The organism is Arthrobacter ulcerisalmonis (assembly GCF_900609065.1).
Classification (GTDB): Bacteria; Actinomycetota; Actinomycetes; order Actinomycetales; family Micrococcaceae; genus Arthrobacter; species Arthrobacter ulcerisalmonis.
In genome coordinates, this window is the sequence record NZ_UXAU01000032.1 from 22,124 (window position 1) to 41,476 (window position 19,353).

At 64.8% G+C, this 19,353-nt stretch carries 20 protein-coding genes; 15 read left to right on the top strand and 5 right to left on the bottom strand.

Annotated elements, in window-relative coordinates; all coding sequences use genetic code 11:
• Window positions 1-55 precede the first annotated feature (55 nt).
• Window positions 56-1,042 carry an aldo/keto reductase gene (locus PSET11_RS11340; RefSeq protein ID WP_124092369.1) on the bottom strand — a complete coding sequence of 329 codons (987 nt, stop codon included), beginning with the start codon at window positions 1,040-1,042 and terminating at the stop codon, window positions 56-58.
• Window positions 1,043-1,044: 2 nt separating this feature from the next.
• Window positions 1,045-1,929 (bottom strand): helix-turn-helix transcriptional regulator, encoded by an 885-nt coding sequence (locus PSET11_RS11345; protein ID WP_124092371.1) that lies wholly within the window; start codon window positions 1,927-1,929, stop codon window positions 1,045-1,047.
• Window positions 1,930-2,084: 155 nt separating this feature from the next.
• On the opposite strand from PSET11_RS11345, the gene PSET11_RS11350 reads away from it, so the two are divergent.
• The 4 genes from PSET11_RS11350 (at window position 2,085) to ybaK (ending at window position 4,472) form a co-directional block, all read left to right on the top strand.
• Complete coding sequence (locus PSET11_RS11350) at window positions 2,085-2,420, top strand: carboxymuconolactone decarboxylase family protein (protein ID WP_124092373.1); 336 nt, start codon at window positions 2,085-2,087, stop codon at window positions 2,418-2,420.
• A gap of 129 nt (window positions 2,421-2,549) precedes the next feature.
• Window positions 2,550-3,461, top strand: a complete 912-nt coding sequence (locus tag PSET11_RS11355) for a sulfurtransferase (RefSeq protein ID WP_124092375.1) — start codon at window positions 2,550-2,552, stop codon at window positions 3,459-3,461.
• Between the two features lie 48 nt (window positions 3,462-3,509).
• Window positions 3,510-3,968, top strand: a complete 459-nt coding sequence (locus PSET11_RS11360) for a SufE family protein (protein ID WP_203415961.1) — start codon at window positions 3,510-3,512, stop codon at window positions 3,966-3,968.
• 12 nt (window positions 3,969-3,980) lie between these two features.
• Window positions 3,981-4,472, top strand: a complete 492-nt coding sequence (gene ybaK, locus PSET11_RS11365) for a Cys-tRNA(Pro) deacylase (RefSeq protein ID WP_124092377.1) — start codon at window positions 3,981-3,983, stop codon at window positions 4,470-4,472.
• 112 nt (window positions 4,473-4,584) lie between these two features.
• Here ybaK and PSET11_RS11370 read toward each other — a convergent pair whose 3' ends face one another.
• On the bottom strand, window positions 4,585-4,944 hold the full coding sequence (locus PSET11_RS11370) for a hypothetical protein (RefSeq protein ID WP_124092379.1): 360 nt from the start codon (window positions 4,942-4,944) through the stop codon (window positions 4,585-4,587).
• A gap of 162 nt (window positions 4,945-5,106) precedes the next feature.
• On the opposite strand from PSET11_RS11370, the gene PSET11_RS11375 reads away from it, so the two are divergent.
• Window positions 5,107-5,631 carry a hypothetical protein gene (locus tag PSET11_RS11375; RefSeq protein WP_124092381.1) on the top strand — a complete coding sequence of 175 codons (525 nt, stop codon included), beginning with the start codon at window positions 5,107-5,109 and terminating at the stop codon, window positions 5,629-5,631.
• A gap of 34 nt (window positions 5,632-5,665) precedes the next feature.
• Here PSET11_RS11375 and PSET11_RS11380 read toward each other — a convergent pair whose 3' ends face one another.
• Window positions 5,666-6,949, bottom strand: coding sequence for an alpha/beta hydrolase family protein (locus PSET11_RS11380; RefSeq protein ID WP_124092383.1), 1,284 nt, complete (start codon window positions 6,947-6,949; stop codon window positions 5,666-5,668).
• A gap of 125 nt (window positions 6,950-7,074) precedes the next feature.
• On the bottom strand, window positions 7,075-7,206 hold the full coding sequence (locus PSET11_RS17005) for a hypothetical protein (protein ID WP_282432694.1): 132 nt from the start codon (window positions 7,204-7,206) through the stop codon (window positions 7,075-7,077).
• Between the two features lie 998 nt (window positions 7,207-8,204).
• Here PSET11_RS17005 and PSET11_RS11385 point away from each other — a divergent pair.
• From PSET11_RS11385 to PSET11_RS11430, 10 genes are all read left to right on the top strand, one after another.
• A complete protein-coding gene (locus PSET11_RS11385) occupies window positions 8,205-9,104 on the top strand; it encodes a MerR family transcriptional regulator (protein ID WP_124092385.1) in 900 nt (299 codons plus the stop codon).
• A gap of 66 nt (window positions 9,105-9,170) precedes the next feature.
• Window positions 9,171-9,662 (top strand): hypothetical protein, encoded by a 492-nt coding sequence (locus PSET11_RS11390; RefSeq protein ID WP_124092387.1) that lies wholly within the window; start codon window positions 9,171-9,173, stop codon window positions 9,660-9,662.
• Between the two features lie 14 nt (window positions 9,663-9,676).
• Window positions 9,677-10,204, top strand: coding sequence for a peptide-methionine (R)-S-oxide reductase MsrB (msrB, locus tag PSET11_RS11395; protein ID WP_124092389.1), 528 nt, complete (start codon window positions 9,677-9,679; stop codon window positions 10,202-10,204).
• Window positions 10,205-10,362: 158 nt separating this feature from the next.
• The gene (locus PSET11_RS11400; protein ID WP_124092391.1) at window positions 10,363-11,730 is read left to right on the top strand and encodes a DUF6421 family protein; all 1,368 of its coding nucleotides are present in this window, start codon (window positions 10,363-10,365) and stop codon (window positions 11,728-11,730) included.
• Between the two features lie 32 nt (window positions 11,731-11,762).
• Window positions 11,763-12,482, top strand: coding sequence for an SDR family NAD(P)-dependent oxidoreductase (locus tag PSET11_RS11405; protein ID WP_124092393.1), 720 nt, complete (start codon window positions 11,763-11,765; stop codon window positions 12,480-12,482).
• A 47-nt stretch (window positions 12,483-12,529) separates the two neighbouring features.
• Window positions 12,530-13,618, top strand: a complete 1,089-nt coding sequence (locus PSET11_RS11410) for a threonine aldolase family protein (RefSeq protein WP_124092423.1) — start codon at window positions 12,530-12,532, stop codon at window positions 13,616-13,618.
• Between the two features lie 57 nt (window positions 13,619-13,675).
• Complete coding sequence (locus PSET11_RS11415) at window positions 13,676-14,320, top strand: DUF3000 domain-containing protein (RefSeq protein ID WP_124092396.1); 645 nt, start codon at window positions 13,676-13,678, stop codon at window positions 14,318-14,320.
• Window positions 14,321-14,385: 65 nt separating this feature from the next.
• Complete coding sequence (locus PSET11_RS11420; protein ID WP_124092397.1) at window positions 14,386-15,714, top strand: HRDC domain-containing protein; 1,329 nt, start codon at window positions 14,386-14,388, stop codon at window positions 15,712-15,714.
• Between the two features lie 121 nt (window positions 15,715-15,835).
• Window positions 15,836-17,149 carry a thiolase family protein gene (locus PSET11_RS11425; protein ID WP_203415962.1) on the top strand — a complete coding sequence of 438 codons (1,314 nt, stop codon included), beginning with the start codon at window positions 15,836-15,838 and terminating at the stop codon, window positions 17,147-17,149.
• Entirely contained in the window at window positions 17,146-19,308 is a 2,163-nt protein-coding gene (locus PSET11_RS11430) for a 3-hydroxyacyl-CoA dehydrogenase NAD-binding domain-containing protein (protein ID WP_124092401.1), read from the top strand. The genes PSET11_RS11425 and PSET11_RS11430 overlap by 4 nt, the downstream gene beginning before the upstream one ends.
• The last annotated feature ends 45 nt before the right edge of the window (window positions 19,309-19,353 follow it).

Consider the following 19,353-nt stretch of genomic DNA (forward strand, 5'->3'; position numbering starts at 1 on the left):
CCCGAAAATGATACCGGCAAAACGGACCCACCTTGGTGTGCGGCCAGCGGGCCGGCTAGCCGTTGACCATCTTGAGGTTTGTCTCGTTGTAGCGCTCACCGTGCACGCCGATGCGGCTGGCTACGGTGTTGAGATCGGCGAGCTCGTCAGCTGACAGGCCAACACCCGCAACCCCAGCGTTTTCCTGGATCCGGGCGGTGCGTCGCGTCCCCGGTATGGGGACGATCCACGGCTGCTGAGCCAACAGCCAAGCCAATGCGACTTGGCCCGACGTGAAGCCCTTAGCTTCGGCGAGGGCGCCCACATGGTGCACTAAAGCTTGGTTGGCTGCCAGGTTGTCCTGTTCAAACCGCGGGACCCTGTTCCGAATATCGCCGTCGTCAAAGGTGGTGGCTGGGGTAACCGTACCTGTCAAGAAGCCCTTGCCGAGCGGGCTGAAGGGCACAAAACCGATGCCCAGTTCGGCGAGCGTGGGCAGCACCTCGGCTTCCGGGTCCCTGGTCCACAACGAGTATTCACTCTGCAGCGCTGTCACGGGTTGCACAGCGTGCGCGCGCCGAATGGTGCTGGCCGAAGCTTCGGAGAGTCCAAAGTGCCTGACTTTTCCGGCAGTGATCAATTCCCCCACGGTGCCTGCAACCTCTTCAATAGGTACGTTCGGGTCCACCCGGTGCTGATAGAACAGGTCGATCACGTCTGTGCCGAGCCGGGCCAGTGACTCGTTGGCCACTTTGCGGATTTGCTCGGGCCGACTGTTCAAGCCCACGCTCTTTCCGCCCTGGATGTCCCAGCCAAATTTCGTGGCGATGACAACCTGGCCGCGGATCGGGGCCAAGGCCTCGCCCACGAGTTCCTCGTTGACGTATGGACCGTAAACTTCTGCGGTGTCGAAGAAGTTCACGCCGTGCTCGAGCGCGGAGCGGAGCACGGTAATCATGTCTGCCCGTGGTCCAGGATTCGGACCGTAGCTCTGGGACATGCCCATGGCGCCGAGCCCGACAGCTGAAACTTCGAGGCCTTGGCCCAGTGTTCTCACATGCATTGTCAATCCTCCGAGATCGTTGTGGTTTCCGTGCGCGGGGTGGGGCTGGTCGCAGCCCAGCTGGCCAGCAGCTGAAGCCGCTCTTCACTGGCCGAGCCTGGCTCGGCCGTGTAGATCAGGAGCGAGAGGCCGGGTTCGGCAGTGAGTTCGAGCCCCTCGTAGGTCAGGGTGATGTCACCCACCACGTGGTGGGTGAAATGCTTGGTGCCGGATCCGTGCCGGCGGACATTGTGGGCACCCCACCTGGTCCGGAAGGCGTCACTGAGGGTGCTCAGCTCCCCCACCAGATCCTGCAGGTTCCTGTCGTGCGGATCGTGTCCGGCGGCCGACCGGAGGATCGCGGCGGTCACGTCTGCTGCAGCCTCCCAGTCGGGGTAGAACTCCCGGGAACGTTCGTCCAGGAAAGCAAAGCGGGCCAGGTTGCCGCGCCCCGGACCGTCAAATACGCAGTCGTAGAAGGCTCGGCCCAGCGCATTCGTGGCCAGCACATCCATGCGGCCGTTCCGCACAAATGCCGGTCCAGTGGTAATGGCCGCGAGCGCGCGCGTAAGACTTTCGCGTGCTTCCCAGGTTTTGGGTTTCCGGATCCGGACCGGTGCGACGGAACCATTGGCAGCCCTGGACAGATCGAACAAATGCTCCCGCTCGGCGTCGTCAAGCTGCAACGCCCGGGCCAGCGCATCCAGCACGGAGTCCGAGACGCCAACCAGCGCACCGCGTTCGATTTTTGCGTAGTACTCAATGCTGACGTCAGCCAACATGGCGACTTCGCCGCGACGCAGGCCGGCGACCCGCCGTTGCCCAGAGGTGGGCACGCCCACCTGCTCCGGCGTAACCTTCGCCCGCCGCGACATCAAGAATTGCCGTGATTCGTTCCGATTGTCCACACCGGCAACGCTACGCCGCGGCGCGGACGGCTGGGAGGTACCAGCTGTACACCTCTGGGTGGGGACTCCCCTGGCCATCCCGGTTGGGTTTGACTGAACACGGAAGGACACACTGTCCAACAGGGGAGGTAGTCCCGCGTAGAAAGAGGAGAGTCATGGCAACGGAATCCACGGCAGGGTGGAATGGCGGCCACAAGGCGTTTGGCGACTTCGCCCCCGGAATGGTCCACTACACGGACCGCGTGCTTTTTGACGAGGTCTGGGAACGTCCGGGGCTGTCGAAACGGGATCGCAGCCTGATCACGGTTGCCGCGCTCACTGCCATGGGTAAGTCCGAGCAACTGAACTTCCACCTCGGCTTCGCCCGGCAGAACGGCGTGAGCGAAGAGGAACTCAAGGAAGCCATCCTGCAGCTCTCCTTCTACGCAGGCTGGCCCAACGGCATGAGTGCCATGGGGGTGGCCAAGAAAGTGTTCACGGCGGAAGGCTAGGTCCGCCAGTTCGGGCAGATGTCGTCCTGTTAACGGAATACCGACATCGTTCCGGGCGCTGACTAGGGTGGAGACGGGCCTACTTCCCGGCCCAGCACCCCCCAGCGTCCTCGACGAAAGGCCAACGCCATGCCCTACCCGGTTGATCAGAATGAGAAGTTTGCTGCCTACGCTCACCCCGAACGGCTGGTCTCAACTGAATGGCTGGCCGCGGCGATCGCCGACGGCGCGGTGGCCCGGGGCGAGCTGGTGGTAGTGGAGTCTGACGAGGACGTCCTGCTGTACGAGACCGGCCATATCCCGGGTGCCGTGAAGATCGACTGGCACACAGACCTCAACGACGACGTGACCCGCGACTACGTGGACGGCGCAGCGTTCGCTGCCTTGGCGGCGTCGAAGGGTATCTCCCGCGAGAGCACCGTGGTGATCTACGGCGACAAATCCAACTGGTGGGCCGCCTATGCGCTGTGGGTCTTCACCCTCTTCGGCCACCAGGATGTCCGGCTGCTCGACGGCGGACGGGATAAGTGGGTGGCCGAGGAACGCGAACTGACGCGGGAAAAGAGCACCCCCGCGGCTGGAACGTACCCCGAGGTGGAACGCGATGATGCCCCGATCCGCGCCTTCAAGGACGACGTCCTGGCGCACCTGGGCAACCCGTTGATCGATGTCCGCTCGCCGGAAGAATACACAGGCCAGCGCACCCACATGCCTGCATACCCGGAGGAAGGCGCTCTGCGCGGAGGACACATTCCCACGGCCGCCTCCATCCCGTGGGCCCGCGCAGCCGCTCCGGACGGCACCTTCCGGAACCGCGAGGAACTGACGGACCTCTACCTTGGCGAGGCTGGCCTGAAGGAAGGCGACGACGTCGTGGCCTACTGCCGGATCGGTGAGCGTTCCAGCCACACGTGGTTCGCCCTGAAGTACCTCCTGGGGTTCGAGTCCGTGCGGAACTACGACGGCTCCTGGACGGAGTGGGGCAACGCTGTGCGGGTCCCGATTGTCAAGGGTGAAGAACGCGGCTCGGTTCCTGCGTAGCGGCCTGCCGCACTGATGGGCGGGGCAGGGCTGAGTAGACTTGGACCGATGACTACTCCAGCCCTGCCCGCCGCCATCGCGGCCATTGTCGAAGACTTCCAGGCCCTCACTGAACCAGAGCGGCTCCAGCTCTTGCTCGAATTCTCTGAAGGATTGCCGGCACTGCCGGATCGACTCCAAGACCACCCAGAACTCCTGGAGCAGGTGGTCGAGTGCCAGTCGCCACTGTTCCTCACCATCGAGACAGACAAGCCAGCAGGTCCAGCAAGCCCGGTCAGGCTTTTCTTCAAGGCGCCACCGGAAGCCCCCACCACCCGGGGCTTCGCTGGCGTGTTGCACGAAGGGCTGGATGGCTTGACGGCCGCAGAAATCCTGGCAGTGCCGGATGACATGCCCGAACTGCTCGGCCTGACACGCGCCATCACTCCCCTGCGAATGCGCGGAATGACGGCCATGCTGGGCAGGATCAAGCGCAAAATCGCTGCAACGTCCGGCCTCAGCCGGTAACCAGCACCACCGATGGCGCGCAAAGATTCCCAAGGTACCCCCGCCACCGCTGCCTTGGCTGCCGCAGGCGTTCGGTTTGTCCTACACCCCTATGAGCATGACCCCGGCGCGGAGAGTTACGGCACTGAAGCCGCCGAAGTCCTAGGCGTCGACCCGGCACGGGTCTTTAAGACCCTCGTGGTGGACGTTGAGGGCAAGTTGGCCGTGGGCATTGTCCCCGTCAGCGGAACACTAGACCTGAAGGCTTTGGCCGCGGTGTTGGGGGCGAAGAAAGCCAAAATGGCAGATCCTGCAGCGGCCCAGCGCCGGACGGGCTACGTTCTGGGCGGCATCTCCCCACTCGGCCAGCGGCTGCCCTCCCCTACCGTCCTGGACAGCAGCGCCCTGGCGTTCGACACCGTATTGGTGTCCGGAGGTAAGCGGGGCCTGGACATTGAAGTGGCGCCTGCCGATCTGGTGCGTCTCACCAACGCCATCACCGCGGCCATCGGTTCCCGCGGCTAGCTGCGCCTCAGCAGCCGTCTCCCTCCAACGCGGCAGACACGCGGCGGGTGATCTCTTTCAACTCCTGCGTCTCGGCCTCGAGAAACGGCGGCATTCAGCCGATTGGGCCTGTTCAAGAGGAGATACTTCCCCAATTGAGATCCGGCGGGAGGGCAGGAGCTTGGGCACTGCCCAATCCAACCCATGAAATTCCCCAGTTATCCGTGAACACATGCGCTCTGCCCAGAGGTTCGACAATATTCTGAGCCAAGGCGTCTGCCGTTGAAGCAGGATCACCTTCTACTACGTGCGGGGAAAATTCAACACGCCGCCCCAACACCCCGTCTTTGACGAGGGGACGCTCATAGAGCACGCAGGCGCTGTAGGCAGTATCTGCCCAAACTGCATGAATCACGACTTTCCTATCGTTCATCTGATCCATTGCCATTTGGAAAGCTGCCATTACACGTTCGACTTCGCTTTGCTCATCCACGGTTGGTCCTGATCAACTTACATCTGGTCTATCTGCCACGAAGAGGCTGCTCATGAACTAGGGTAGCGCTCTCGCTAGGGCCACCCTGTTTGGCGCACAGCGATCCTGGGAGTCCATGGTTTGATATTTCCATGGGGACTTCAGGGACGGACTGCGTGGGCAATGACGGATGAATCGACGAGGCGGGAAGGGCCCGCGCACCCTCACCCTGGGCACCAGGTTCCTCCTGCCGACGACGACGGACCGTACCGGGTAGTCCTGGATTCTTACGCGTTCCTCAAGGGCTGGTTTATTGCTTCGATGTTGTGGCTGGCGGGGCTAGCCACTGTCATACTTATCTCGGACGCTATCTTCGCGATGGAGACGGGCCGCTCGGACAGCTACATGTCGGGTATTCTCCCCATGATCCTGCTCTACGGTTTCGGGGTGGCCATCTTGGCGGGGATTCCGCTCGGCGCGCTCCTGGCATTCCTGCTGCGGCCTGTCGAAAACCAATGGCTGCACGTGGCGGCCTTTTTCGCCGCACCAACACTGATCTTCTGGCTTCTTGGCGGAATACTGGGCCTGGGATTCGGGTTGGCCCTCCTTGGCCTTTGGTCCACCGTGGGCTTGGCATCCGCGATCGGGCGATTGGCGGTGCGTAGGAACGCGCCGCTCCTACCGCAGCGCGCGCTCCGATCCACCTGAAAACCGTGAGCGGAGCCGGACCTGGCCCGCGCACCTAAGCCTTGGCGGCGGGCATCATCGCAGCATCACCGGGGTTCAGCCGTGGCGCCAATTGTTGCCTCAACCAGGATTTGACCACACGCTCCCATCGGTCGGGGTCGAGGTTCCATTCCTTGGTGTGCCGGGAAAGCGCGAAAGGCTCAAAAGTCACCATCTCCGGGTTCCGCTCCGCTAGGAGCGTGGAGGGCTCGTAGGGCACATATTCGTCGTCGACGCTGTGCAGTATCAAGGTTGGTGTCCGGAGCTCCACGGCCCGGGACACCCAGTCCATGGCCTTCAGGTCCACAGGCGCCGACAGACCCGTCAGCCGGCGTCCCAGCGGATGGCCCAGCATGAGCTGTCCATAACGGCCCACCAACGACGGGATGCGGTTCAGCTGGGCGTGGTGCGCCAGGACGTTGATCCAGTCGATGACCGGCGCGTCAAGGACCATGGCCCGGATGAGGTGCCGGTAGCGGGACTGGTCGGCGGCTTGCAAGCAGATAGCGCCGCCCATGGACCAGCCAAACAAGACCACTTCCTCCGCGCCCTGCCCCAAGGCGAACGCGATGGCAGCTTCGACATCGCGCCATTCGGTGGACCCCAGGCCATAGCGGCCGTCATCAGTTGCAGGTGCCTGGCCGTCGTTGCGGTAGCTGATCACCAACGACGTGAGGCCCAATTCAAGGGCTGAAGGCACCGCCCGCAGGGCTTCCTGCCGGGTAGCACCCCGGCCGTGGACCATGATCGCCCAGGTCCGGGCAGGGCCGTCCGCCCGGATCAGCCATGCCGGCGCAGGCCCGGCATCCTGGTCGATCAGGACGTCCTCGGCGGCGAGCCCGACGGCGGCGGGATCAGGGTAGAGCGCACCGCTCCACCAGCCCCAACGGGCAGTGCGGAGGTCGCCGGAGTAAACCGCCTGCACCTCCCGCTGAACCGTCCGCTCCCCTGGCGAGTAGGAAACGATGCGGCCTATCCGCGCATGTCCCTTCCCGCCATCGAAAAAGAAACCGTAGGTGCCGTCAACGGTGGTCTCATCTGTTGCAGCGAAAATGACTTGCTGCTGGCCGGCGTCGCCAATGACCGCAAGGACTTCCTGGTCTGCTGCGCGCTGCCGTGCGGGAGTGATCACCCGACGGGCAAAGTAGACGGCCAGCGCGGAGGAGCCCATAGCAAGGAGACCGGCCGCCGCTCCGCCGCCGATCGCTCCGCCAATGGCCCATTTGGCACGGAGCGACAACTTTCCGGATTCGGTGTCGTTCAAGGTGGCTACGGACTGTCTGTGTTGCGAGGAACCCATGCCACTATTCTGACTGGTTGCCGGACCGATGCCGGTATTGCTGCCGGACCGGAAAGGTCCAGCCCGAGCACGCCAGCAAACTCAACGCAAAATAGTGGCCTTCGTGAGGTGGTGGCCGCGGGCAATCAGGGTTTGTGCGGAGCGGACGGTTTGTCTGCTTGGTCGTGTTCTTCTTCAACTTCGACGCGGTGGATGCGTTTTGAAGCGTTCGCCAGGTCTGCGGGGACGGGGGGATCTTTTTCTTCGTCAGATGCCATGCTGCTCATCGTAGGTGACGGTTGACGGAGTTTGGTCCAGCCGGCGACCTAGGGCGTAGCGGTCGCTATAGGGCGAGGCGTTGACCCTGGAACAATCCTTAATTAGTCTACCGAAATGATGAAACTGAAGAGGAAGCTCGCGTCCGCTGCTGTTGCCACATCAATGCTCGTTGGGGGAGGAATCGCTCTTGCTTTGCCGGCTCAGGCTTCTGAGCGGCACGTTTACTGGAACGGTACGAAAGCTTTGTGCGAGTCCCGTTTAGATGCTGCCCGTCCCGGTTTCGGCTCGTACGTGCGTCTGGTTGAAGGCTGCGTCCCGAACGGAAACGGCTATGCCTATACGGTCGTTTGGCGCTCTTAGCTGCTGCGCTGTACCCAGGGGAGGCCAGTGTTGGCGTTACAACGGTGGTCCGCCGGTGGTGACAAGGCTGGGTGCTGCCTCCTGGCGAGGCGGACCGCCCGCGTTTTCACAGGTTCCGTACCCTGCTCCCCGGCCCGGTCTGACCTAGGATTCCTCCCGTTCGTTGCCGGTAAAAGAGTTCAGCAAGAAATCCCGGGGCCCAGATACTTGTCCTATCTGGCTCCGGGGTTTTCTATGCCACGGCAGGTGTTACTTGCCGCTGTCGATGATGATCTTTTCAGTCTCCGAAGCGACGGGTGATCCGGCTCAAACACTCCGGCCCGTATCCCCGAGTCAACAGAAACCGGGGCAATTCCTGCCATCCAACGGCGCCGGTAACCCGATCCTCCTATGGAGCGTCCCGGCCTACGTCTCCACAGAACACGCCACTCCAGCCAAGGGAGCATGGACCAGGCGACAGTACTCGAGCTGCAACCTCGCTGGAACGAGGCGAAGACTAGACCCGTCAGCAGCTCAGAGCAGTCACCCGAGCAGCTACCGCCCTCGCGGTGGAGTGGGTGTATTGCGTTAGATCGGTTGCACCTGCCGCAGCGTTATGTGGTGTGCTGGAAGCACATCCCGCTCCGAGAGGTCCGCCATGCAACCGTTTCCGACCCCGCCCCGAGAGGTCCTAATCGGCGAAGCCGCGGCGTTCGTCGGCGTCACTCCACGGGCGATCCGCCACTACCACCACGTTGGCCTGTTGCCCGAGCGAGAGCGGGGCGGCGACGGTCGCCGCCGGTACGGCTCCGCGGAGATCATCCGGCTCCTCTGGATCCGCCGCATGGCCGACGCCGGGATCCCCCTCGATGACATCCGCGACGCCTTCAGCGGCGCCGCACCGAGCGGCGTCGACGACGAGGACCAGATCGTAGGCGTCCTCGCTCGACTGGAAGGCACCCTCGCCACACAGGAAGCCGAGCTGCAGAGGAAGCGGGCCTCGGTGCAGCGCATGCGGACCCTCGGCAGCCGGCTGGGACTGCTCGATGATTTCGTCTCCAATCGCCTTGCGGGCGTGCCCAGGGGCTCACTGCGCCAGGACGACCTGGATACCCTGCTGGTCACAGCACGGATCTTCGGTCCACTCGGTGCCGCCGTCCAAGCGGGCCGTTTCCTTGCCTTGGCCCTCGATCCGGCACTGCGAGCGGAGTCCGACCGCGTCGACGCCGCCGAGGAGGCCTTGGACGACACAGTTGCTGTCAACGACCCCCTGGTGGCGCAGGTGGCGGCCGAGCGGCACGCCTTCGAGACCGCGCTGATGCGCGTCATCGAGGAGTCCGTTCAGCTGGAGCAGGACGATGCCCTCTTCGCCGCCTGGGACGAGCTGCACCCGCCCAATGACGCTGACCCGGCGCCCGACCCCGATCGGGAGCCGACAGACGGCTCCCGCGTGAGGAATGCGGCGGAGACCATCCGGAGCATGCCCTACGACTTCTCCCCGGCCCGTCTGCGCTGCATGGAGCTGGCGGTGCAGCTCGATGCGGAGATGGTGCGGTAAGGAACGCCCGGGGCGTGCCGTGGCAGCAGGTGTGCGACGGTGGGTGCGCGGGACTAGGCTGGGGCCATGAGTGATCCCATCGTCATTTTGACCGAAGAGCCCCTTGGGGCGGACGACCGCCGCAACATCGAAAGCCTGGTAGACGGGGCCCAGACCCGACTTGAGGTCCTGGTGCCAGCCAACACGGAACGGCACCTGCTGGTTGATTTCCTGGAGAACCTTTCCCTCCTGGACATCGCCAAGGCTTTCCGTGAGCTGACGTCCCAACACCCCAGCCCTGAGACCGAACGCGCCCAGGCCGACGAGACCCTGGCCGTTTCGCTCCAAGCCCTGGCTGGACTGGGATCCGGGATCACCGGAGAGGTCGTGTCGGGCCACGCCGTCGACGCATTGGTAGCCAAGGTCAAAGAGTCCGGCGCCATGCAGGCAGTGGTCATCACCCGTCCGCACGCCGTCTCCGATACCCTCCACACGGACTGGGCCACCAAGGCACAGGACCAGCTGGGCATGCCCGTCCTGCACCTGTACGCAGGCTCGGGATTTATCGGCGACTCCTGAGCGTTGCACTGACTATGAGTATCTTCGGCAACAGCATTTTCGGGAACAAAGCCACCAACGCATTACCCGTCGCAACGGACGAAACTACTGCGGCACCCTCCGTAGAGAAATCCGACGCCCAATGGAGGGAAGAGCTCACGCCGGCCGAGTACCAGGTGCTGCGCAAGGCAGGGACCGAGCGGCCGTTCACAGGCGAATACTGGGACACCCACACGGCGGGCGTCTACCAGTGTCGTGCCTGTGGCGCGGAGCTCTTCACCAGCAACGAGAAGTTCGATTCGCACTGCGGCTGGCCGTCGTTCTTCGCGCCACTCGCAGACGGTACGGTCCGTTACATCCACGACCGCACCTTGGGCATGGAACGGATTGAGGTTCGCTGCACCGCCTGCGATTCACACCTGGGCCACGTGTTTGAAGGCGAAGGCTATGACACGCCTACGGATCAACGCTTCTGCATTAACTCGGTGTCCTTACGCCTCGTCGAAACCGACGCAACCCCGGCCGGTGGAGCAAAAACAGAAGGCGACGAAACCCCCGCCTGATGCTCAGCCCAGCGCTGAACAGCTCCACCGTAGTCTCGAGCTCTCCGACAGCCACATGAGGAAAACAGTTGCTTACGCTAAGGTGCTTTTCTAATTAGAAACTCTGGGTGCTTGCTACGCTTTTTTCAGATAGCAAGCACCCAGAGAGGCAGTCCACGATGACCGAAACCAGCACCACCGCCGTCGCCGGCATTTCCGCGGACAACCACGACTGGATCCAGCTCAAGACCGCTGCCAGCGCCCTGCAGGTTCTGCAGGCCAAGGACGGCTCCGTCCCCGAGTCCACCGACCACACGGCAGCTGCCATGTGGGTGGAACAGATTACAGCCGCCCTCGCCAACCTCGCCCCGGCCTTCCCGCACGACGCCGATTACCTCACCGCCGTCCGCGGCGACTTCCGCGCCTGGGCAGACGGCGGTTTCAAGACCCCTGACTTCCTCTCCTCGCTGCTGGCCTTCCAGCCCCAGGAGCAGCGCGTGGATGGCCTGCAGCACCTGGTCATTTTCCCGATGTACACCCAGAACGGCAGCAGCAACCGCCTGGTCGAAGCAGTCCTCATCGAGGTCATCTGGCCGGAATTTATCGCCGGCCTGGAGGCTGGCGACTATTCAAACCGGCTCTTCGTCCCCATCCGATTCATCGACTTCACCGCGGGCTACGACACCAACTCTGCGGTCCTGTTTCCCGAGACGGTTGCCGTCAGCACCACCCCCACCTTCACCTGGGGCGCCATCTTCGCGGACCGCGAGGCCGCCCGGTTCCGCCGCGTCCTCAAGGCTGCAGCCGAGATCACCAGCCTGGAACTCCCTGCCGGCGCCGAGGAACTGCTCGCCGACCAGGATCTGACCGAGGCCACCTTTGTCATGTGGGACCTCATCCATGACCGCACGCACATGCGCGGCGACTTGCCGTTCGACCCCTTCATGATCAAGCAGCGCATGCCGTTCTTCCTCTACTCGCTCGAAGAACTCCGCTGCGACCTCACCGCCTTCCGCGAATCGGTCCGGATCGAGAAGGATCACGACGCCGACCCCGCCGCGCGCAGGCACGCCAAGCTGGTGCAGTACGCCATCATCTTTGACCGGATCTTCCGCTTCGCCATCACCGGCACCCGCGTGCGCAACTACGACGGCCTGGGCGGCCAACTTCTCTTCGCATGGCTGCACCAGCACCACGTCCTGCACTGGACCGACACTCGCCTCAGCATCGACTGGGACAACGTAGCTGACGCCGTCATCGCCCTCGGCGAAAGCATCGACGATCTCTACTGGCGCTCCATCGACCGCCCCAAGACCGCGCACTGGCTTGCCGCCTACCAGCTCGTTTCGGGTACCGTCACACCCAACCCCGCCTCGATCTGGGCCAAGGGCCCCGATGCCCTGCCCTTGGCCGGCCCGCCACGCGGGCTGACCGACCAGGTCCTGGACGACGAATTCCCGCTGTCCATGTTCTACGAAGCACTGGAGAAGAAAATGCGCCCCGTCATCGAATCCACCGCCGGCCTGACCGGACGTTCCCAACTGTGAACAACGGCCACGCCCCGGACAGCAACTCCGCCATGCCCGCAGGGACCGTCCTGGTGACCGGTGGCAGCGGTGCGTCTGGAGTGGCCGTTGCCGCTGCCCTGCATGCGGCGGGCTTCCGCGTCTGCACCGTGGGGTCGGATCAGGACCGCATCGCCGCCGCCGCTGCCCAGGCAGGCTCCGGCGTCACCCCCTTCACCGCTGACCTGGCAACGTACGACGACGTGGTGCGGCTCCGTGCCGACGTCACCGCCAGCGCGGGCCCCGTGGACGCCGTGATCCACTTGGTGGGCGGCTGGCGGGGCGCCAAGGGACTCGAAGACCAGACCGACGCCGACTGGGACTTCCTGGAACGCGGCGCCGTCACCACCCTGCGGAACGTCAGCAGGGTCTTCTATGCTGACATCGCACGGTCTCCGCGGGGCCGGTTTGCCATGGTGTCCTCGACGGCGGTGCAACGGCCGACGGCTGCCACGGCCAGCTACGTGGCGGCAAAGGCCGCCGCTGAGGCCTGGACCATGGCCATGGCCGACGGATTCAAGCGGGACACGGCCGCCAGCCAGCCAGCAGCGGGTGACCCAGCCGCCGTCGTGCTCGTAGTGAAGGCGCTGGTAGACGCGGACCTGCGGCAGAAACATCCCGAACGCACCTTCCCCGGCGCCACCGACGTAAACGACCTGGCGGCCGCCGTCGTCCGCCTCTTTGCCGAACCGGCAGAGGCACTCAACGGCACCCGGCTGGTCCTGGCACCCTGAAACGGCCGCGTGCCAGCACTCCCTAGACTGAAAGCGTGAACAAAGCGATGACCACAGTAGAGGCACCCGCCGCAGCGCGGCTGCACAATTCCGAGATCCGCGGCTTCGCCTCGGACAACTATTCGGGCGTCCACCCCGAGGTGCTGGCAGCCCTGGCCGCAGCCAACGAAGGCCATCAGGTCTCCTACGGCGAAGACGACTACACCGCGCGGCTGCACGAACTACTGACCGAACACTTCGGCGCCGGCATCGAATCCTTCCCGGTCTTCAACGGCACCGGCGCCAACGTTTTGGCCCTGCAATCCCTCCTCCCACGGTGGGGCGCCGTAGTGTGCGCGTCCACGGCGCACATCAACATGGACGAAAACGGCGCACCGGAACGTATCGGCGGCATCAAGCTCCTGCACGTGCCCACCCCCGACGGCAAGCTCACCCCGGAACTGATTGACCGGGAGGCCTGGGGCTGGGGCGACGAGCACCGCGCCCAGCCGCTGGCCGTTTCCATCACCCAGACCACCGAACTGGGGACCTGCTACACCCCCGCGGAAGTCCGGGCTATTGCCGATCACGCGCACGCCAAAGGGATGAAGCTCCACATGGACGGGGCTCGCCTCGCCAATGCCGCTGCATACCTGAATGTGCCCTTGCGAGCGTTCACCACCGACGCCGGCGTGGACATCCTGTCCTTCGGCGGAACGAAGAACGGCCTGCTTTTCGGCGAGGTGGTGGTGGCGCTCAATCCTGAGGCCGCCTCCGGGCTGGTGTACCTCCGCAAGATGAACATGCAGCTGGCATCCAAGATGCGGTTCCTTTCGGCCCAGTTCATCGCTTTGCTCTCTGACGGGCTGTGGCTGCGGAGCGCAGCGCACGCCAACGCGATGGCCGCCCGGCTGCGGGCAGCGGTGGAAACGATCGACGGCGTCCAGCCCACCCAGGCCACCCAGTCCAACGGCGTCTTTGCTGTGCTGCCCGAAGGTGTTGCGGACAGGCTCCGTACCCAGTTCCGCTTCTACGACTGGAACGAGGCAGCGCGGGAAGTGCGCTGGATGTGTTCTTTCGACACCACGGAAGCCGACATTGACGCCTTCGTGGCGGCCATCCGGCATGAGCTGCGCGGACACTCAGACGTCCGGTAAGGCCACCCACCGGCGAGCCTGCCGGGCCTCACCTGCGCCGTTGCGTAATCTGCGAGGGTGAACGCACTCGACCAGGTTCCCCCGGAGTTTGTCCGGGCGTTGGGAACACTCCGCAGCGCTCAGTGCCGTAAGGAACTGCGCCTCGCCGAAATTCCTGCGCCCGCACGGCTGGCGCCCTACGCGGTGGCGTTGGGCGCCGAGGTCCTGGCACCTGGCAGTAATGCGGGAACTCCCGTTCACGGTCCAGCGGCCATGGCCCTGGCAGCAGCCAGCGGCAGCGACGAAGACGCCGTGGAACTTGCCACCGGCCGCTTCATCCTGCTCCACGACCCGGACGGCTCCGCCGTGTGGGATGGCGAGTTCAGGATTGTGACATACATCCGGGCGGAGCTTGAAGCCGAGATGGGCAACGATGAAATGCTGGGTACCGTGGCCTGGACCTGGCTGGTCGAGGCCCTGGAGAACCACAAGGCGGACTACCGGGCGGCCGGCGGAACAGCTACCCGAGTCCTCTCCGAAAGCTTCGGCACCCTCTCCGAACGCCCCGGCACCATCGACATCGAACTCCGAGCGTCATGGACGCCAGCGTCATCGGACGTCTCTGCGCACCTGGAAGCGTGGTCCGACATGGTCTGCACCTTCGCGGGCCTGCCGCCCCTGCCGGACGGCGTCACCGCTCTGACGAACCGCCGCCGGAACTAGGCGCCCGCACCCATGCAGACCCGCCTGAAACGCACTCCAATGCAGCCCGGTAAACTGGGAGCATCATGACCGAAAACATTCCGGAAAACACCACGGCCGGCGTCCCGGCTGCTGACACCGCACCCCACATCACCGTTGAGGGCTTTGAGAGTCCCATCCCCGAAGTCATTGAACTTGATTCGCCCCGCGAGGGCGTGCCGTTGGTCATTGAAACCTTGACCGGGCTGCAGCGCTGCGCCGCTGCCTTGGCAGCCGGCAGTGGGCCGGCCGGCGTCGACGCCGAGCGGGCTTCCGGCTTCCGCTACGGCCAACGCGCCTTCCTGGTCCAGATCCGCCGCGAGGGCGCCGGAACGTGGCTGATCGACCCTGAACCGTTCGAGAACCTGGACATCATCAACGATGCCCTGGCCGGCGTCGAATGGATCTTGCATGCCGCCAGCCAGGACCTGCCCTGCCTCTCCGAGCTGGGCATGTGGCCGGACAAACTCTTCGACACTGAGCTGGCCGCCCGGTTGGCTGGCCTCCCCCGCGTGGGACTCGCCGCCGTCATTGAGCAACTGCTGGGATTCGGGCTCGCCAAGGAACACTCGGCAGCTGACTGGTCCACCCGCCCGCTCCCTGAACCGTGGCTGCGCTACGCCGCGCTGGACGTTGAAGTCCTCGCCGAGCTCCGCGAAGAACTGATCGAGCTCCTGGCAGCGGACGGAAAACTGAAATTTGCCGAACAGGAATTCGCGGCCATCCTTGCCGCTGGCATCGCCCCACCCCGGGTTGACCCCTGGCGGAAGACCTCCGGCCTGCACCAGATCCGTGATCGGCGCCAACTTGCTGCCGTCCGGGAACTGTGGATCGAGCGGGACTCCTTGGCACAAAAGCGCGATGTGGCGCCAGGGCGCCTGATCCCCGATTCGTCCCTAGTGGCTGCGGCCAAGGCGATGCCCAGCACCGTGCCGCAGCTCCTCGGCACCAAGGGTTTCCACGGCCGCGCAGCCCAGCGCGAAGCACCGCGCTGGCTGCGCTGCATCGCTACCGCGCGCGCTCTTGATGACCTGCCGCCCCTGCACCTGCCAACCAACGCACCGCCGCCACCTCGGGTCTGGGCTGAGCGAGATCCGGCTGCCGCTGCCCGGTTGGGCACCGCGCGGCCGGCGCTCCAGGCCAAGGCGGAGGAACTCAACCTGCCGCTCGAAAACCTCCTCACCCCGGACACGTTGCGGCGCGTCGCGTGGCGACCGCCCGCAGAGCTGACCGAGGCCGCCGTCGCGGCTGAACTGTCAGAGCTCGGTGCCAGGGGGTGGCAGGTGAGCGTCACGGCGCCGTTGATCCTTGCGGCCTTCCTTGACCCGCAGCCGTTGCCGCCTAAGGAGCCCCGGGCCGTCGTCGCGCCCGCCTGACAACCACGCCTCCCCTCCCCCTTGCCAGCTATGTTACTGGCAAGTAACATCGTGGTACCGACGTTTGGTCATGCCGTATTGCGGCATGCGCCCAACGCAACGTCTCGATGAGGAGTACTACGTGAGCCAGCCCGGAACCGGCGCCGCCCAGCGCGCAGTCCGCGACGTCGTCTTTGTTGACGGTGTCCGCACCCCCTTTGGCCGCGCCGGCGAGAAAGGGATCTACGCTGGAACGCGCGCAGATGACCTGATCGTGAAATGCATCAGGGAATTGATGCGGCGCAATCCGAGCCTCCCGCCGGAGCGTATCGACGAGGTTGCGATTGCTGCCACCACCCAGGTTGGCGACCAGGGCCTGACCCTTGGCCGGACCGCTGCACTCCTGGCTGGGCTCCCCCGCACCGTCCCAGGCTTCGCCATCGACCGGATGTGCGCGGGCGCCATGACAGCCGTGACGGCCACCGCCGGCGGCATTGGCTTTGGCGCCTATGACGTGGTGATTGCTGGCGGCGTGGAGCACATGGGCAACCATCCGATGGGCGCCAACGCCGACCCGAACCCCCGGTTCATGTCCGAGCGGCTGGTTGATCCCGCCGCCCTGAACATGGGCAACACCGCGGAAAACTTGCACGACCGCTTCCCCGCCATCACCAAAGAGCGCACCGATGCCTACGCGGTCGCCTCCCAGGACAAGCTGGCCGCAGCCTACTCGGACGGCGTCATCCAACCGGACCTGGTCCCCGTGGCCACCATGAAGGCCGGACAGGGCTGGACCGTCAACACCGTTGACGAGGCACCCCGCCCTGGAACCAGCATGGCTGACCTGGCGGGCCTGAAGACGCCGTTCCGTGCCCACGGCCGCGTGACGGCAGGGAACGCCTCCGGCCTCAACGATGGCGCCACCGCGGCTCTGCTGGCGTCCTCCGACGCCGCCGCCGAACTGGGCTTGCCCGTCAAGATGCGGATGGTCAGTTTCGCCTACGCAGGCGTGGCGCCTGAGGTCATGGGCATCGGCCCGGTTCCTGCCACCGAGAAAGCCCTGCGCAACGCCGGCCTGGACATCGCCGACATCGGCCTGTTCGAAATCAATGAGGCCTTCGCCGTCCAGGTTCTCAGCTTCCTGGATCACTTTGGCATCGCTGACAACGATCCCCGGGTCAACCGCTACGGCGGTGCCATCGCCGTAGGACACCCGCTCGCCTCCTCGGGCGTGCGTCTGATGACCCAACTGGCACGCCAGTTTGAGGCTGACCCCTCCGTGCGGTACGGCCTCACCACCATGTGCATCGGCCTGGGCATGGGCGCCACCGTCATCTGGGAAAACCCCCATCACCCGGACTACAGCGGGCACGCCGGAAGTTCGGCAGCCACTGATGTGCCGGCAACCACTGCCGTATCGGAAACCGCCTACAGCATCGAAGGAGCCATGGCATGAGCGCCGCAGACTTTAGCCAGTTCGCTGACCTGTTCCCCGACGAAACGGTCACCCACTCCTATGTGCAGGACATCGCCTTGCCCGGCACTTCGGGAAAATCAAGCCCCGGCACGTTTGCCCTGCTCACGCTGGATAACGGCCTGGACCACTCCAAGCCCACCACCTTGGGCCCTAAGACTCTCCTAGAGCTTGGCCAGACCCTCGAGGGCCTCCGGGACCGTGCTGCCCGCGGCGAAATCGTTGGCGTGGGCGTGACCGGCAAACCGTACTACCTGGTGGCCGGCGCAGACCTGTCCGCGGTCAAATCCTTGGAGGAGCGCGATCACGGCCTGTGGATGGCGCAGCTGGGGCACGATGTCTATGCAACCCTGGCCAACCTGGGCGTCCCCAGCTTCGCTTTCATCAACGGCGCGGCATTGGGCGGCGGGCTGGAAATCGCCCTGCAGTCCACCTACCGCACCGTCTCCACTGGCGCCGGCGCGCTGGCCTTGCCCGAAGCCTTCATCGGCCTGGTCCCGGGATGGGGCGGCGTATACATCCTGCCGCGCCTGATCGGACCGGAAAACGCCATCAAGGTCATGATCGAAAACCCGCTCAGCAACAATCGGACGCTGAGCGGACCCCAGGCCTTTGACCTGGGGGTGGCAGATGCCATCTTCGAACCGGCCGACTTCGTTGAGCAGTCGGTCGCCTGGGCGGCCAGCGTCATCGCCGCTGAAGTCACCCCGGCCCGTGTCAACGCCGTCGACGCCACCGCTCCCGACGTGGCCGAGCGCTGGGAGGCCGCGATCACCGCCGGCCGGAAACTGATCGAGGCCAAAAACTCCAACGCCGCACCGGCGCCAGGCAAGGTCCTTGACGTCATGGCCGCCAACCGCACCATGACACAGCAGGAATCAGCCACGCTCGAATGCGAGACACTGGCTGATCTGATGCAGACCGACGAGTTCCGCTCCACCGTCTACGCCTTCCTGGACCTGGTACAGAAACGTTCCAAGCGCCCTGCGGGCGCCCCGGACCGAAAACTGGCCCGCCCGGTGACCAAGGTGGGTGTGGTGGGCGCTGGCCTCATGGCAGGCCAGCTGGCTCTCCTGTTTGCCCGCCAGCTGAAGGTTCCAGTGGTGCTCACAGACATCGACCAGGCCCGGGTGGACAAAGGCGTCAGCTACGTCCATGCCGAGGTCGACAAGCTCCTGGCCAAGAAACGCATCAGCCAGGACGCCGCCAACCGTACCAAGGCGCTGGTCACCGGATCGGTGGACAAGGCAGCATTCGCGGACGCCGACTTTGTGATCGAGGCTGTCTTCGAAGAGCTCGCCATCAAGAAGCAGGTGTTTGCCGAACTCGAAGCAATTGTCAGCCCGGAGTGCATCCTGGCCACCAACACCTCGTCCCTCTCCGTGACCGCCATGGCCGCAGACCTGCAGCACCCGGAACGGTTGGTGGGCTTCCACTTCTTCAACCCGGTGGCAGTGATGCCACTGCTGGAGATTGTGCGTGCGCCCCGAACGGACGACGCCGTGCTGGCCACCGCATTCGAGCTCGCCAAAGGCCTGAAGAAGACGGGCGTGCTGGTCAAGGACGCAGCCGCCTTCGTGGTGAACCGCATCCTGCTCCGGCTCATGGGTGAGGTGACCGCAGCGTTTGACGAAGGCACACCTGCCCACGTTGCCGACTCGGCGCTGCGGCCGATGGGCCTGCCCATGACGCCGTTCACGCTCCTGGCCATGGTGGGACTGCCGGTGGCGCAGCACGTCCAGGAGTCGCTGCATGCGGCCTTCGGCGACCGCTTTGCCGTGTCGGCCAACCTGCAGAAATTGATCGACAACGGCGTCAAGGGCCTGTGGGCTGCCGATGGCGCGGGAACGCCGCAGATCCCCGCCGCGACCCTGGACCTGATGTCCTTTGGCCAGGCTCCTTCCACGGCAGAAGAAGTGCTGCACCGCACCCAGGATGCCTTGGCCGAGGAGATCGGTTTGATGTTGGCGGAGGGCGTAGTGGCAGGTCCGGAAGACATTGACCTGTGCATGATCCTCGGCGCCGGCTGGCCCATGTTCCTGGGTGGCATCACACCGTACCTTGACCGGGTTGGCGCCTCGGAACGGGTCAACGGCAAACGGTTCCTGCCCGCAGGGGTGGCGTCCGGCGTCGCTGCCTAGCATCTTCTCAACCTTGGCAGCCCTGCACGATTACCCGTAACCATG